General features: G+C 59.4%; 15 protein-coding genes and 1 tRNA gene. 8 read left to right on the top strand and 8 right to left on the bottom strand.

Annotation, left to right across the window (positions count from 1 at the left end; genetic code table 11):
• Positions 1-65: 65 nt before the first annotated feature.
• The 5 genes from dnaA to mutM form a co-directional block, all read right to left on the bottom strand.
• The gene (gene dnaA / locus G8E03_RS01655; RefSeq protein ID WP_166187884.1) at positions 66-1,448 is read right to left on the bottom strand and encodes a chromosomal replication initiator protein DnaA; all 1,383 of its coding nucleotides are present in this window, start codon (positions 1,446-1,448) and stop codon (positions 66-68) included.
• Positions 1,449-1,545: 97 nt separating this feature from the next.
• Complete coding sequence (locus G8E03_RS01650) at positions 1,546-1,980, bottom strand: rhodanese-like domain-containing protein (protein ID WP_205793185.1); 435 nt, start codon at positions 1,978-1,980, stop codon at positions 1,546-1,548.
• Positions 1,981-2,394: 414 nt separating this feature from the next.
• Positions 2,395-2,658, bottom strand: a complete 264-nt coding sequence (gene rpsT / locus G8E03_RS01645) for a 30S ribosomal protein S20 (RefSeq protein ID WP_166187882.1) — start codon at positions 2,656-2,658, stop codon at positions 2,395-2,397.
• A gap of 87 nt (positions 2,659-2,745) precedes the next feature.
• Positions 2,746-3,522 (bottom strand): enoyl-CoA hydratase, encoded by a 777-nt coding sequence (locus G8E03_RS01640; protein WP_166187880.1) that lies wholly within the window; start codon positions 3,520-3,522, stop codon positions 2,746-2,748.
• Positions 3,523-3,623: 101 nt separating this feature from the next.
• Entirely contained in the window at positions 3,624-4,487 is an 864-nt protein-coding gene (gene mutM / locus G8E03_RS01635) for a bifunctional DNA-formamidopyrimidine glycosylase/DNA-(apurinic or apyrimidinic site) lyase (RefSeq protein ID WP_166187878.1), read from the bottom strand.
• Between the two features lie 137 nt (positions 4,488-4,624).
• Here mutM and ubiE point away from each other — a divergent pair, with 137 nt between their 5' ends.
• Positions 4,625-5,395, top strand: coding sequence for a bifunctional demethylmenaquinone methyltransferase/2-methoxy-6-polyprenyl-1,4-benzoquinol methylase UbiE (ubiE, locus tag G8E03_RS01630; protein WP_166187876.1), 771 nt, complete (start codon positions 4,625-4,627; stop codon positions 5,393-5,395).
• Positions 5,392-6,939: a 2-polyprenylphenol 6-hydroxylase gene (ubiB, locus tag G8E03_RS01625; protein WP_166187874.1), complete on the top strand. Its 1,548-nt coding sequence runs from the start codon at positions 5,392-5,394 to the stop codon at positions 6,937-6,939. The genes ubiE and ubiB overlap by 4 nt, the downstream gene beginning before the upstream one ends.
• Here the strand turns inward: ubiB and G8E03_RS01620 are convergent.
• Both G8E03_RS01620 and G8E03_RS01615 read right to left on the bottom strand, forming a co-directional pair.
• Positions 6,905-7,702, bottom strand: coding sequence for a phosphotransferase family protein (locus G8E03_RS01620; protein WP_166187871.1), 798 nt, complete (start codon positions 7,700-7,702; stop codon positions 6,905-6,907). The genes ubiB and G8E03_RS01620 overlap by 35 nt on opposite strands.
• Positions 7,699-9,108 (bottom strand): M48 family metalloprotease, encoded by a 1,410-nt coding sequence (locus tag G8E03_RS01615; RefSeq protein WP_166187869.1) that lies wholly within the window; start codon positions 9,106-9,108, stop codon positions 7,699-7,701. The genes G8E03_RS01620 and G8E03_RS01615 overlap by 4 nt, the downstream gene beginning before the upstream one ends.
• Before the next feature lie 120 nt (positions 9,109-9,228).
• Here G8E03_RS01615 and G8E03_RS01610 point away from each other — a divergent pair.
• The 6 genes from G8E03_RS01610 (at position 9,229) to G8E03_RS01585 (ending at position 14,010) form a co-directional block, all read left to right on the top strand.
• Positions 9,229-9,305 (top strand) — tRNA-Arg (locus G8E03_RS01610).
• 155 nt (positions 9,306-9,460) lie between these two features.
• Positions 9,461-10,315, top strand: coding sequence for a hypothetical protein (locus G8E03_RS01605; protein WP_166187867.1), 855 nt, complete (start codon positions 9,461-9,463; stop codon positions 10,313-10,315).
• A gap of 41 nt (positions 10,316-10,356) precedes the next feature.
• Positions 10,357-10,785, top strand: a complete 429-nt coding sequence (locus tag G8E03_RS01600) for a plasmid mobilization protein (RefSeq protein WP_240910385.1) — start codon at positions 10,357-10,359, stop codon at positions 10,783-10,785.
• Positions 10,779-12,329, top strand: coding sequence for a relaxase family protein (locus G8E03_RS01595; protein ID WP_166187865.1), 1,551 nt, complete (start codon positions 10,779-10,781; stop codon positions 12,327-12,329). The genes G8E03_RS01600 and G8E03_RS01595 overlap by 7 nt, the downstream gene beginning before the upstream one ends.
• Positions 12,330-12,491: 162 nt before the next feature.
• Entirely contained in the window at positions 12,492-13,097 is a 606-nt protein-coding gene (locus G8E03_RS01590) for a hypothetical protein (RefSeq protein WP_205793183.1), read from the top strand.
• Entirely contained in the window at positions 13,090-14,010 is a 921-nt protein-coding gene (locus tag G8E03_RS01585; protein ID WP_166187861.1) for a Kiwa anti-phage protein KwaB-like domain-containing protein, read from the top strand. The genes G8E03_RS01590 and G8E03_RS01585 overlap by 8 nt, the downstream gene beginning before the upstream one ends.
• A gap of 116 nt (positions 14,011-14,126) precedes the next feature.
• On the opposite strand, the gene G8E03_RS01580 is transcribed toward G8E03_RS01585, so the two are convergent.
• Positions 14,127-15,005: a PD-(D/E)XK motif protein gene (locus tag G8E03_RS01580; protein WP_240910471.1), complete on the bottom strand. Its 879-nt coding sequence runs from the start codon at positions 15,003-15,005 to the stop codon at positions 14,127-14,129.
• Positions 15,006-15,035: the final 30 nt, after the last annotated feature.

The raw sequence follows: 15,035 nt of genomic DNA, 5'->3' as shown, positions 1-15,035 counted from the left end.
ATCCTCGCGCCGCCCTCTCCAAGTCGTGATTGCCCAAGACGGGCTCGTCCGGTGGCAATAAGTCCCTAGGCTTCGAGCATCCGGCGCAGCAATTCGACATCGTCTGCGATCTGGCTGTCGGTCTGCTTCAGTTCCTCGACCCGCTTGACCGCGTGGATCACCGTGGTGTGGTCCCGGCCCCCGAATTTGCGTCCGATTTCGGGCAGGCTCTTGGATGTCAGAGTCTTGGCCAGATACATCGCGACCTGACGGGGGCGGGCCACGACGCGGGCGCGCCGGGCGGACATCAGATCGTTCATGCGCAGGTGATAGTATTCTGCGACCTTGCGCATGATCTCCTCGATCGTGACCTTGCGTTCGGAGGCGCGCAACAGGTCGGTCAGGCATTCATGGGTCATGTCCAGATCAATGTGCCGTCCGACGAGGGACGCGAACGCATAGAGCCGCGTCAGCGCGCCCTCAAGGACGCGCACATTGCTGCTGATCCGATGCGCGAGGAAGTCGATGACCTTCGGGTCGATGGTGACGTTTGGATGCTGCGCGCGCTGGGCGTCCAGCTTTGCCTGCAGGATGCCGAGCCGCAATTCGTAGTCGGTGGGGTGAATGTCCGCGACCAGCCCCCATTGCAGGCGGGACTTGATCCGATCCTCCATCCCGTCGATTTCCCCCGGCGCACGGTCGGCGGAGATGATGACCTGCTTGTTCTGGTCGATCAGGGCGTTGAAAGTGTGGAAGAATTCCTCCTGCGTGGAATCCTTGCCAGCGATGAACTGCACGTCATCCACCATCAGAACATCGACGGACCGGAACATCTGCTTGAACGAGATCGTATCCCGAAACCGCAGCGCCTGAACGAAGCGGTACATGAACTGCTCCGCGCTGAGGTAGAGCACGCGGAAGCCGGGATTGTCCTGCTGAAGTTTCCAGGCAATGGCGTGCATCAGGTGCGTCTTGCCCAGTCCGACCCCGCCATAGAGGACGAGCGGGTTGAAGGCGACCTCGCCCCCCTCGGCCACGCGGCGCGCGGCGGCATGGGCCAGCTCGTTCGGTTTGCCCACGACGAAGCTGTCGAATGTGAAGCGCGGGTCCAGCGGCGATCCGGGCAGTTCTTCGTCCGCTGCGTGGGCGGTGGCTGTCGTCTTGGCCGATGGAGCGTTCAGGGGCGCGCTGCGCTGGCCCGCCGGAGTGGCGGCCTTGCGCGCTGCCGGGCTGACGCTGAAATCCAGACGGGTGACGCTGTACCCCTCGCGCGCGAAGGAGGAGCGGATGCGCTCACCGTAATTGCGATCCACCCAGCGGCCGATAAAGCTGGTCGGTGCGGCGAAATGCGCGATGCCCTGTTCGATCTTGTGAAGCGCGAGCGGATCGATCCAGCTTTGATAGGCTTCCTTGCCGATCGTGGATTTCATATCCGTGCAAATCCGCCCCCAGGCATCGGTATCCGACATGTTTCGTCCCATCAAAATCCGGTTGTCACCGGACCACGCATCAGGCGGGCCGGCAGGCAAGAGTTTCAGTGCGGGCGTCGATCGCCCGACGTTGGTTCTAGGTTTGTCGCCAAGGCAGCGCACCGGCCTTCCAGCCGTTGAGCTTTCCTCGCTGAGATTTGGAATCGAGATCACCCTCGAATCCCTCCGCGACATTGATGCAGCGAACGTCCCTGCCTGCCTGGGACATTTGCTGAGAGATCATCTGCGCCGCGTTCTGCGACCTGGCGCCGGAGCGGCAGATGAACAACAGCGTGTCGGGAATCTGCCCGCCAAGCTGATCGGTCAGTTCCTGAACGAAATTGGTATTCACGGCCATATCGGGGTAACGCGCCCACTGTACCAGTGCCATCGCGTTGCCCAGGTCCCTCGTGTCGGGGATGCCTACGAAATTCCATTCCGCCTGCGTTCGGACGTCAACAAGGGCCGCCGCAGGATTCGACCGCAGAATCTCGTACGCCTCTTGCGGTTTCATCTGTTCGATCTGCGACACGTTATGCCCTCCTCATTTGTCCGACGCGGTCTTCTCTTCGAAGCTGTCTTCGTCGTTCGAAGAAACTAGTCTGAGTCGGGTCTCGCACACAAGCGAAACCGAGACAAATTTCCACGCTAAGATGTTGATATATTTGCGTTATCCAAGGAAAAGAGCCCCTCGCGAAGGGGGTTTTCCTTCGAAGGCGGGGCCATATGGAATCAATGGATAAGCCGGTGCGGTGCGTTGCCAGAACTTACGGATTGGGTGCGATTCTCGCAACAGGACCGAATGCGGAACATCCGAATGTGATGGTGAAGTGACGTCAGGGCGAATGGTGCGCCACGCGGATGCGGGGCGAGGATTGGAGGGGCAAATGAAAAGGGCGCATCCGAAGATACGCCCTGTATTCACATTCGCCTGCGACGTCTGACCTCAGGCCATCGCCTTCACGCGGCTGGACAGCCGGGACACCTTGCGCGAGGCGGTGTTCTTGTGGATCACGCCCTTTGTCACGCCGCGCATGATCTCGGGTTGTGCATCCTGAAGCGCGGTTTTCGCCGCGGCCTGATCGCCACCGGCGATCGCCTCCTCGACCTTACGCAGATAGGTACGAATACGCGAGCGACGCGCCTTGTTGATCTCGGTGCGGCGCTCGAGCTGGCGCACGCGCTTTTTAGCAGAAGGCGTATTTGCCATGATTGATTCCGGTTCTTTTGATTCAAAGATGAGCCGCGCAAGTACACCCGTGCCCGTGGTCTGTCAACGCCATTGGCGGTGTTTGGGTTACTTGTCGCGGAATTTCGGGGTTCTCTTTTCAGCAAAGGCGGCCATCCCCTCGGATTGGTCCTCCGTGGCGAACAGGGAGTGGAAGACGCGGCGCTCGAACAGGATGCCCTCACGCTGCGTCATCTCGTAGGCGCGGTTGACCGATTCCTTGACCGCCATCACGGCAATCTGGGATTTCTCCGCGATTTTTCCCGCCGTCTTGAGCGCTTCGTCCAGCAGCTCCTTCGCCGGCACGACACGTGACACCAGACCGGACCGGTCTGCTTCCTCCGCATCCATGAAGCGCCCCGTCAGGTTCATCTCCATCGCCTTGGACTTGCCCACCAGGCGGGTCAGACGCTGGGTGCCGCCCATTCCGGCCATGACGCCCAAGTTTATCTCCGGCTGGCCAAACTTAGCTGTGTCCGAACAGATGATGAAGTCGCACATCATCGCCAGTTCGCACCCGCCCCCCAGCGCGAAGCCGGATACGGCGGCGATGATCGGCTTGCGCGTGCGGCCGACGGCGTCGGTTTGTTCGGTGAAGTAATCGGACACGAACATATCGACGGAGGACTTGTCCGACATCTCCTTGATGTCGGCCCCTGCGGCGAATGCCTTTTCCGATCCGGTCAGCACGATGGCGCGAACGTTGTCGTCGCGATCCCAGGCCTTCAGCACGTCCGCCAGCTCGGTGAGCAATTGGGCGTTCAGCGCATTGAGCGCATCGGGTCTGTTGAGTTTGATGAGTCCGACGTAATCGGAGACATCGGTTATGAGCATCTCATAGGCCACGCGAAATTCCTTTCCCTTGCCAACTGAGCCCAGCCGGGCGGGCCGGGCGGGGTTGTCGCGATTTGAAACGCCTAGCGGATGATTGCAAGTTGTTTCAGTCGTTATCCCTGACATACGGGACAGTGAAAACTCGACCGGCCCGCCTGAACGATCCGTTCGATCCGGGCCGCGCAACCGGGAGTCCGGCACGGCTCACCCTCACGGCCATAAACCGCGAAAGAGTGTTGAAAATAGCCCAGTTCGCCGTCGGCCTGTCGGTAGTCGCGCAGGCTGGAGCCGCCAGCAGCGATGGCATCCGTCAGGACGTCGCGGATGGTCTGCGTCACTGTCGCGATTTGTCGGGGCGTCAGGTCGCGTGCCAGTCGCATCGGGCTGATTTCCGCCCGCCACAGCGCCTCACACACATAGATATTTCCCAGACCCGCCACGATTCGCTGATCCAGCAGGGCGGATTTGACGGGCGTGGCGCGGCCCTTCAGCTTTTCCGCCAGATAGGCATCGGAAAACCCGTTGTCGAACGGTTCGGGGCCCAGCACGGACAGAAGCCTGTGCGTGTCCAATGCCCCGGTCGCCACCAGATCCATCGCGCCGAAACGGCGCACGTCGTTGAACGTGACACGGACGCCGCTATCCATGTCGAAGATGACGTGGTCATGCTTTTCAGGCGCGGGATGATGGTGGTGGAAGCTGCCGGGAATCGTCGTCCCGCCGGGTTTCGCGATCAGCATCCGGCCCGACATGCCCAGATGCATGATCAGCGTCTCGCCCCGGTCGAGATCGGCCAGCAGATATTTCGAGCGTCGCCCCAGCCGGTCGATTCGTGCCCCGGTCAGGCGTTCCGCCATCCGTTCCGGGAACGGCCAGCGCAGATCGGCACGGCGCACCTCCGCGCGCGCGATCACCTGACCCTCCATCACGGGGGCAAGGCCACGGCGGACGGTTTCGACCTCGGGCAGTTCGGGCATCGGGAATCCTTCGGGCTTGGCTGGACCCCATCTAGGGGCGCACTAGGTTCCACGCAATCTCTGCGACCCCAGAGCGCGCTTTCCAATCCCGCGCCAATCGCTAGGTTGCACCAACACGCGAGCGATGGAGCTGCCCAATGTCTACTGGTTCGAGGTCAAATGGTTCGGGTCCCGCCGATCCGAACACCACCCATTTCGGGTTTCAGAATGTGCCCGAGGGCGAAAAGGCGGGCAAGGTTCACGGCGTGTTCACGTCCGTCGCGTCGAAATACGACGTGATGAACGACGTGATGAGCATGGGCATCCACCGCATCTGGAAAGATGCGATGATGGACTGGCTGGCACCGCGCCCCCATCAGCATCTGCTGGACGTGGCCGGCGGTACGGGGGACATCTCGTTCAGGTTCCTCAAGCGCGGCGGCGGACATGCGACGGTCTGCGACATGACCGCCTCGATGCTGGAGGAAGGAAAGAAGCGACCCGAAGCACAGGATGCGCCGCTGGAATGGGTGGTGGGCGACGCGATGGCACTGCCCTTCGCGGACAACTCGTTCGACGTCTACACCATCAGCTTCGGCATTCGGAACGTCACGCGCCCGCAGGAGGCCCTGGCCGAGGCGTTCCGCGTGCTCAAACCCGGGGGCCGCTTCATGTGTCTGGAGTTCAGCCAGATCCCCAACGACATGCTGCAAAAGGCGTATGACGCCTATTCCTTCAATGTGATTCCGCGCATGGGCAAGGTGATCGCGAACGATTCCGAGAGCTATCAGTACCTCGTCGAATCGATCCGTAAGTTCCCCGATCAGGAGACGTTTGCGAGTATGATCCGTGCGGCCGGGTTTGAAAACGTCGCGTATCGCAACATGACCATGGGCATTGCCTGCCTGCATTCGGGGTGGAAGATTTGAACCCCATATCCAATGTCTGGCGCCTGATCCGAACCGGCGCCACGTTCGAGAGGACCGGCGCGCTGGACGTGGCGATGCGTGAACTGGGCGCGCCCAACGGTTTGCGGATCGCGGCGAAGATCGTGATGTGGCCGGTTCAGTGGCTGGGGGAGCAGGGCGATCCGTCGCAGCCGCCCGTCGTGCGGGCGATCACTGCGCTGGGCCCGTCCTACATCAAGTTCGGGCAGATCCTGTCCACCCGCCCCGACGTGACTGGTGACGACCTCAGCCAGCAGCTCAAGGTCTTGCAGGATCGTCTGCCTGCCTTCGATCTGGCCACCGCCCGTGCGGAGGTGGAGCGGGAACTGGGCGCGCCCATCGACATGCTGTTCAGTGAGTTCAGCCCCCCCGTCGCCGCCGCCTCGATCGCGCAGGTGCACCGGGCGCGCGTGGCGGATACCGGACTTGAGGTTGCCGTGAAAATCCGCCGTCCCGGCATTGCCCGGGCGTTCGCGCGGGATATCAACGCCTTCTATTTCGCGGCGCGCACCATCGAATTGCTGTCGCCCAGATCGCGCCGACTCAAGCCAACCGAAGTGATCGCCCATTTCCATGAGGTCGTGCAGCAGGAACTGGACTTCAGGCTCGAAGCCTCCGCCGGGGCGGAATTCGCGGCCAATTGCGCCAAGGACGACCGCTTCCGTGTTCCGGCGGTAATCTGGCCCCTTTCGGCGCAGACAGTCATGACGACGGAGTGGATCGAGGGGATCAATCTCAGCGAGGTCATAGCCCTGCGCGCGCAAGGGACCGACATGCAGGAGATGGCCGCCCGCATCGTGCAGGTCTTTCTTGGCCATGCCCTGCGCGACGGCTTTTTCCATGCCGACATGCATCAGGGCAATCTGAAGGTCGGCCCCGAAGGCGATCTGATCGCCTTCGATTTCGGAATCATGGGGCGGATAGATGCCTATACGCGCCGGATCTATGCCGAAATCCTGTTCGGGTTTCTGCGCAAGGATTACCTGCGTGTGGCTCAGGTGCATTTCGAGGCGGGGTACGTTTCTCCCGATCATGATATGGAGGCGTTCGCCCAGGCGCTGCGGTCCGTCGCCGAGCCGATTTTCGGTCAGGATGCGTCGCACATTTCCATGGCCCGGCTGCTGGCGCACCTCTTCGACGTGACGGAGCGGTTCGGGATGGAAACCCGAACCGAGCTGATCCTGTTGCAACGCACGATGGTCGTGGTGGAGGGGGTGGCCCGCTCGCTCGATCCGAACATGAACATGTGGCAGGTCTCCCGCCCGGTGGTGGAGAAGTATATCCGCGACAATATCGGCCCCAAGGCTCTGGTGCGGGACCTCGCCGTGACTGCGCGGGTTCTGTCACGCTTCGGTCCCTTGTTGCCCCGAATGGCCGAGGAGGCGCTGATCCGAACGAACAACCCGCAATGGCGCGACCGCGATCACACGGAATCGCGCCGCGATGGCATGGTCTATATGGTCGCAGGGGTCGTGTTGGGCGCGCTTGCCGTCATCGTGGGCGTGTGGATCGGGCAAGGGCTGTAAGCTCGGCCTGCAATGCCGGGCGATAGGCATCGTGCCCCTGCTCGATGCGCCATTGGCAATGACAGGCCATGCGCCAATGCAACGGGGCGATGGTCGTGTCCGGTATGGGGCCATACGCCTTGTGGAAGGCGTCACATTCAGCCGATGTCGCCACGCGCCCGCGCCCGAGGATTTGCATGGCGGGCGACAGGAACATCGCCACATCGTGCAGGGCAGGCCCGCGCGAGGGGCATTGCCAATCGATCAGATGCGCCTGTCCGCGCCGCATCACGATATTGCCCGGTGCGGGATCGCCGTGCAGGAACACCTCCGGCCCCGTCAACGGGCTTGAATCCGGCATCGCCGCGCTCAGGCTCCGATCCTTGCAATGCATCAGGATCCCACGTCCGGCCTCCACCGCGCATCTGGGGGCCTCCGGCAGGCCCTTTGGCGCTTTGCGGGCATGCAACGCGCGCAGAGTGGCCGCCGCAGCAGGGAAATCGCCGTTCCAGATCGTTCCTGCCACATATTCCGCAACGACAGCATGCGGGTATCGCCGCACTGGGCGCGGGGCCAGCCTGGTTCCCTCCAACGCGGTCAATGCCAGCCACTCGGCATCGGGATCGCGCGCGAACAGGGGCGGGGCGGCCGTGCCATCGGTCATGCGAACGGTCAGATCCGGCGCCCCGGGAACCGCGACACGCCAAACATGGTGGCTCAACCCGCCCGAAAGGGGGGTCCACCTGCCCCCGATCTCCGCTCGTATCCCGGATAGGCTGGTCACTGGACCAGAATCTTGAACCGCTGCCCGGCCTGTACCTGTGCCCCGGCGGTCAGGTTGTTCAAAGCGAGGAAACGCTCACGTGCCAGGCGGTCCACCTGCATCATCGCTATGAAATCATCGATCTGCTGTCCCGGCACTGCCGTCACGACCCGGATGCGGGTGGGTGACAGGTCGTCCAGCCGGGATCGCGGCAGGATGCGGACGGTTTGCAGCGTGTCGAACAGGCTATCCATCGCCGCGCTGTCTGCCGCAGGCGCGATCATGATGAATTCCAGCATCTCGCCCCCCAATGCGACCGCGACGAACCGCAAGGTCATCGGCCCCTGGAGCGAGCGCAGAGGAAAATCGACATAGGCTGTCTTTCGCCCGTTTATGACGCGGTTGCGCACTTCCGAAGCTTCGCCGCGAAGATCGTCGGCCTCCATCGTGGGCAGCCACAGGTCCGTCAGATACGCGGCAGGGGTCAACCCACGGGACAGATCGCGGGCGAAGCTGATGTAGCGCCCCTCGGCATCGCCGGCGCGCACGACAATCTCACCCACGTCGAACGACAGCCCCGCTGGGGCTGTGATGGACAGTCCCGTCACCGGATCGATCCAACGGTCACCGCGGATCAGGCCGTTGCGGCCATCCGCCCCCCAGATCAGGCCGTCAATGACGTCCAGATGCGCGTCACGCCCCATATAGCCTGTCAGGTTCGTGGGCAGTGCGGCTTGCACCGCAGCCACGCGCGCGGCGCTGGCAGGATGACTGGCCATAAGATTGGCCTGCGCAGGATCGAAGCGTCGCTGCGCCAGCGCGGCCTCAAGCGTTTCGTGGGCGATCATCGCCCGCAGGAAATCGGCCATGGCTTGCGGCGCATAGCCTGCCTCTGCGAGATAGATCAGCCCGCGACTGTCCGCATCGGCTTCCTGCTGTCGTGTGAACGCGGCAAAGCCACTGGCAATCCGGTTTCCGGCGCGTTGAACGTCATCCATATCTGCCAAGACCGTTTCGGACAGCACCTGCCGTTCGACCTGCTCCATCCGCTCGGATCGGGCGGCGGAATGCTCGGCGACCAAATGGGCAATCTCGTGCGCCATGACCGCTGCAAGCTCGGCCTCGCTATTGGCCAGGGCCACCAATCCCCGCGTCATGTAGATTGAACCGCTGCCCAGCACATATGCGTTCACCCGCGGCGTATCGAGCACATAGACATCCCAATCCGCGTTGGCCGCAGGGGTCGCGCCGATGATCCGCTGCCCGACGCCCTCTACATAGCTGCGCACTTGCTGATCGTGGACCAGCCCATTGTTCTGCAACAGGATCATCGCGTGATTGCGACGATCCGGATCCGATTGATCCAGAGGAGCACACCCGACAAGCGCCATCAGGCCCAGCAGCAGGAAAGTCACCGGTTTCAGCATGCATACGATCCTTCGGGGGCACGGGCGGTCGCCGGAACCGTATCCAGTTCGCGAATGCAGCGAAACCCCGCCCTCGCACGATTGACCATTCCACGCATGTGAGGCAGTGTCCGCGCCTGTGACCTCGTGGCTCAACTGGATAGAGCAGCCCCCTCCTAAGGGGCAGGTTACTGGTTCGAATCCAGTCGGGGTCACCAAAAACACCTTTAAAATATGGCTTATTTACAGGGCTTTGTGCAGAAGCTTGCAGAAAGTCCCGCGAGCTTTCGGGCCGAATTCTGCTGAAACGGCGGAAATCTCGTACAAAACCTGTACAAAATTCGCACGTCTTTGCGCCTTTTGGGGCCTTCCAATGAGTTGGCGGGTCGCGAACTCATGCGCTGAACGGAAGTTCGGCAGCGCAACACGCAAGCAGATCATCATGTTTCTGGCCGACAAGGCGAGCGACGATGGGTCTGGCATCTGGTGTTCCAAGGGCACGATTCAGCGACATACCGAGCTGGGAGAGACCACAATCAAGCGAACCGTGCGCGCGTTCTTGAAGGAAGGCATACTAGTCGAGACCGGAGCACGCACCTGCAAGAATGGTTTCACCGTCGTTTACCGGATCGATCTGGCCAAAGTGGAAACGTTGGAACCAACCGCTGAGCCCGAGATTGAGACGGGGTCCATAGCGGCCCCCGTCCAGTCTGGCCCCGGTACGGGGGCCACTGTGGCCGGGGTACCGGGGCCACCACGGCCCCCAAACCATCCTAAAACCATCCATAAACCACCTACGCGCAGACGCGAGGCGGCGGGAGATGATGATGCTGAGAAAATTTTGGCCGCCTATCCGCCGGACCGGCTGCGCGGCAAAGCGACCTGTCTTGCCCAGATCGAAGAGGCCATGAAGGAAGGGATAGCACCGGAGGACTTGCGGCGAGCGGTCCAAGCCTACGCAACCGACAGCGCAGGTTTCACTCGCTCGAAGGTCTGCTTTTCCGACAATTGGTTTCAGTCGCGGCGCTGGCAGGCTTATGTCGAGAAGCAAACCGAAGACCGACAAAAATCGGCAGCGTTGGCGACCGATCACCATGCGCGGTTGGCTTGCTGGATTAGCGACAGCCACCCGATGTGCAAACACATCACGCCGACCCAAGTCACGGCATTGTTGGCGTCGAAGATGGTTTCCGAGGCCCAAATCCAAGCCGCAGGCCTCAGATCATGACCGCAACCGATCCCACCGAAGAGCAAACAGCAAGGCGACCCATGTCATACGCTGGCGCTGCTGACACGGGACCTTGCGAGGGGCGGCAAGCCTCCCCTTCGAACCCCACCGGCGCGGGAAAAACCCGCACCAAAGAGCCGCTGACCGAGACCTTCGTCTTCCGGTGCACAGCGGCAGAGAAGGCCCAGTTGCGCGCCAAGGCCGAGGCTGCTGGCCTGCCCGCCGCGACGCTGCTGCGCGAGGCGCTTGGCCTGACCGAAGCTCGCCGTCGCAAGCCAATCCCCCGTGTTGACCCGGCGCTGGTGCTGGCCGTCGGGCGCATCGGCGGCAACCTCAACCAGATCGCCCGTTGGCTAAACCGCGCGATGCTGGCGGGCCGTGTTGACCTCGACGCGCTTACGGTTGCCCGCCGCCTGCTGACCATCGAGCGCCAGCTTGCCCAAATCGTGGAGGCCGCGCGCCGATGCTGATCAAGTTCTTCCGCAACGGGAAAGGCGCAGGCGCGGGGCCCGTCGGCTACCTCGTCGCAGACAGGGTGTTGGCCTATGACGACAACCGCGACCTGATCCGCGATGCAGACGGCCAACCGGTGACCGTCACGCGAGAACCCTTGCCCGAGGTCCTGCGCGGCAATCCCGACCGCACCGAAGCGCTCATCGACGCCAGCCGCCACCAGTGGACCTACCGTGCTGGCGTGATCAGTTTTGCCGCCGAGGACACCCCGACCGATGAACAGCAGGCTGAGGTCATGGACGGGTTCGAGCGTCTGGCCTTCGCGGGGCTGGACCCGACGCAATATGAGGTACTTTGGGTCCGACATACCCACGAAGACCGCGTCGAGCTCCACTTCTGCACGCCGCGCTTGGAGTTGACCTCGGGCCGAAGCCTGAACATCGCGCCGCCCGGCTATCAAAACGCCTTCGACTCTTTGCGCGATGTGATGAACCAGCGCCACAACTGGGCCGATCCGATGGAGTTGGAACGCGTCCAAGAGGTCCGCGACACCATCGAAACCCCGACTCGCGCGCAGGGCCGTGATGAGCTGCATGCGTGGATTTTGGATCAGGTCAGCATTGGCCTCATCACTGACCGTGGCAGCATGCTCGACGCACTTACAGATGCGGGTTTCGACATCCCGCGTGCGGGTAAAGCCTATCTGACCGCCCAAGACCCCGACACCGGCGAGCGCTGGCGTTTGAAAGGAGATATATTCCATGAAGATTGGCAAGCCGACCCGGCTGAGCGAGAAGTTGAACGCGGAACTGGACACGATCCGACAGGACTACGCCGCCTCGATGGCATCGCAATTGGAGAGCTTCAGGACCGATTTGAACAGCATTGCGACCAACGCGCAGCGTACAATCGAGACCGATACCCGCATCTTTCTGCAACAGAACAAGAGTTGGTTCGAGACGCGGACTTGGGAGATCAAAACATGGCTGACGATCTCGCCTTGGCTGATCACGGGGATGTTCTTGGCGGGGATCGCCTCGATGATGGCCGCGAGCTTGCTTTGGACACAGATGCTGGCCAGTTCGGAGCTGACGGAACTGGGCCTGACGCGGATCGACAGAGAGGACGGGACCTGGCTGGTACTGGACCCGAACAAGACGCGCCTGAGGACCTGCACGCTGGGCGGCAGATCAGTGACCTGCATCAAGATCGAGGAGGACTAGATGACGACACCCCTGACAGCCTTGGAACGCGACTTGCTCGCCTGCGTCGAGCGGTTGGTGACGGCCTGCGAAACCTCAGCGCAGGAATTGAGCGGCTTGGAAGCGCGCTCGACGAAGAGGCTGCAAGCCCAGTTGGATGGTATAGCGGCATGCGCGACGTTGCTCGTACGCTCGCAGATCGCGTCAATGGCGGCATTGCGTGGCTTGCTGAGCGAAGAGGCCACCTACAACGCGCTGGACACACAGTTGAAGGAGAGCTTGAGCTTAGCGAGGGACGCCGCAGAGAAGCTGAGGCGGAGTTGAAGGAAGTGGATCGCGGGATGACGCACGGGTTGTGATGTTTGGGCACATCTTCTGATTGAAAAGTCTTAAATTCCAGGATAGAAATGCCCAAGATCAGCCATGTGTGCTTACGCGGGAAGCCCCTGAAAATTCAAAGGAGCACCGGATTACCTTCTTGTTGGGGCCAATAACTTGCTGAATGTATATTGGAATTTTCCGTGCTGAAGGTTTTCCCTAGCCTAATCATTTTCGCAGGCTCCTACTTCCCCCTATTTCTCATTTTATTAGCCCAAGGAATTGGGTGGCCTACCATTGAATTTCCGTGCGGCCTAACTTGGCGCCGGTGGCCGGAATTCTTAATAACGGGAGGTCATCTGCCCCGATTATTGGTTATGTTTACGCTGCTTAGCTTAGTGTGCTTGCTTGCAACGTCGTTTTTATTGGCGAACCGAAGGCTTGGGCACTCCATCGATATCAAATCCTCTAAACCTGTAGCGTCAGAGTTGATGGGCTATGTGCTGCCTTACGTCGTCTCTTTCATGGGGATGGATTTTAGCGATACTGGACGAATTTTCGGATTTGCTATTTTCCTCTCATGGATGTTCGTGCTCACCTTCAGATCAGGTCAAATCTTGATGAATCCTGCTTTAATTATCTTTGGGTATCGGCTCCATGAGGTTGAATACTGTTATGTTGGCAGTCAGGGGAAATTGTTCACTTCTACCGCGTTGCACAAGGGATCAGGAAAATTTGTCTTGGGTCTCCATAAAGCACAAGATTTGGAAAATATGATGGTTATCAAGGAGCAAGAGAATATTGATTGATCTTGAAGATTTTAAAAACTGGGACCTCGAGAATTCAGCTGTCACACTTTGGTTTTTCAAACGCCCTGCAAAGGATGCACAGGGGTTGCCAAAGTTTCGTGGTAATTGGTTGGACATCGATGATGACGTGGAAAGGGTGCTTAAAGATGCAGCCATTCTTACGCGGGATCGGATCGATGAGGTGAACGCTTATGGGCTCTTAGCGCAAGCGCAAGAGGGCAGTGTTTTGGAAATCTCAGCAGATGAAACAAATATTGGGTTGTTAACAACTCAGATGGCTGCGGAATTGGCCACCAAGCAAATTACTGACGTGAAAGGTGTGCTGAATTCACTGGCTTATGCAGCGAAATTTGTTGTTGGGGGACAAGCAATCTTCGCCTTTAAGAGGCTGGACAGCTCATGGTCTACAAAAAAATCAAAGAAGTTGATTCCTGCTGCTTTTGTTGATGATACTCTGACTCTTGCGCCCGAAAATACTTTTCAACTCGAGAAAAACTTCGACTTCTTTGCAATCCAAGATGATGTTTTAGTTTGTCAGAAACCGGGCTTTGAAACGGTACTGTTTTATAAAGCTGCTCATACTGAAGATTTTGGACTTCTGGTGGGAGAACCAGACTTTACAAACATTTTTGATGACGTAGCACCTTTGGTAAATTTCGTCGGTGAGAATAAGCTGAATCTTCGCCGTGCTTCCGCGATCCGACAAAAGCGGCACTATGCGGACCAACAATTTATGGACAATCTCCGTGCCCGGCATATCGAATTTAGGCTAACAATAAACTTCGACGGGAATGGTAAAATTATTCCTTGCGAAGCAACATGCCGAGACATTTTCAGTGCTCTACTAGACCATCGCTTGAAGTCTGGATTCTCAAATAACATCTATGCTGTTCCGGACGTCTCACCAGCCTAGTGAGTTATAGGTACGTTCTGAAGCAGTAATAGCTGCTCACCGAGCACTCCTGTAGGAGCGCCGTTTTTGCAAGTTTTTATTACCGTATGCAAAGTTTACCCCGGTTGATGCAACTTCTATTCAACTGGTAAACATGGAAGTAGCGAATGTTCTCGTTGCATTACTTCGGCTACGGTCAGCGATGGGAGGGGGGCCAGATCAACGCGAAATCTGACTTGATCAATATGCGATGGCACGGTTCGGATCGCGGGCAAGTCTTTCATGTCATACCACCGCAGTTTGGTAGTAGCGTATGCTTCGTCAAAGGTTGCCTCACTACCGTTTGGGAGTCCCATAATGGTGATCAGCGCACGCTCTACTTTCATGACCAAGTTGGCATCGTGAGCGACCCTTTCTTTCACTCTGGCCGCGAGGCTGCGCACGGATGTTCCACCTGCAGCTTCTAGGACATGGGTGGAAGCGACGAACGCATTCTTACCGCTATCCACGATGAATTGTTCTAAAGAAAACAAATGGCGCCGGTCACGCGTTCCAGAAGCTTTCACCTCAATGTAACCGTCACCACAGACCATGTCATGGCGATCTGAGGGCGTAACGCGCCAAGAGCGGACGGCTTGCATCGCATTTTCCGACAAATACAAAACTAGCAACTCCGCAAATAGACCAATGGCACCCTCGCGGCTTGGTTCTCCGGGTCTTTCAAGGAGCTCGACCAACTCTTCCAAAATGCTCACGACTTGAGACTCGTTCGCAGCCGTAAGTCGTGACAACACAATTTCACTAATCGAAACAAACGCACTCTGTAAGTTTGGATCATCGGACTCACAGGCTACGAGTGATGCCGTTATTTCCCGAGTAGTGCCATCAATCTCGACATTGCAAGATGCTCTATGCTGCAATCGCAAACCCCGGCGAACCACCTCGCGAGTTGCAGGGCTTGAGGTTTCTACCAAAAGTGCAGGCCGTCCCGCTGAGTCGACCGCAAAGTAAGCCATCGGTGATCTAAGAGCGACTGCGATGCTGAA

The organism is Pontivivens nitratireducens (assembly GCF_011290545.1).
Lineage (GTDB): Bacteria > Pseudomonadota > Alphaproteobacteria > Rhodobacterales > Rhodobacteraceae > Pontivivens > Pontivivens nitratireducens.
This window is presented reverse-complemented; position numbering and strand designations above follow the sequence as displayed.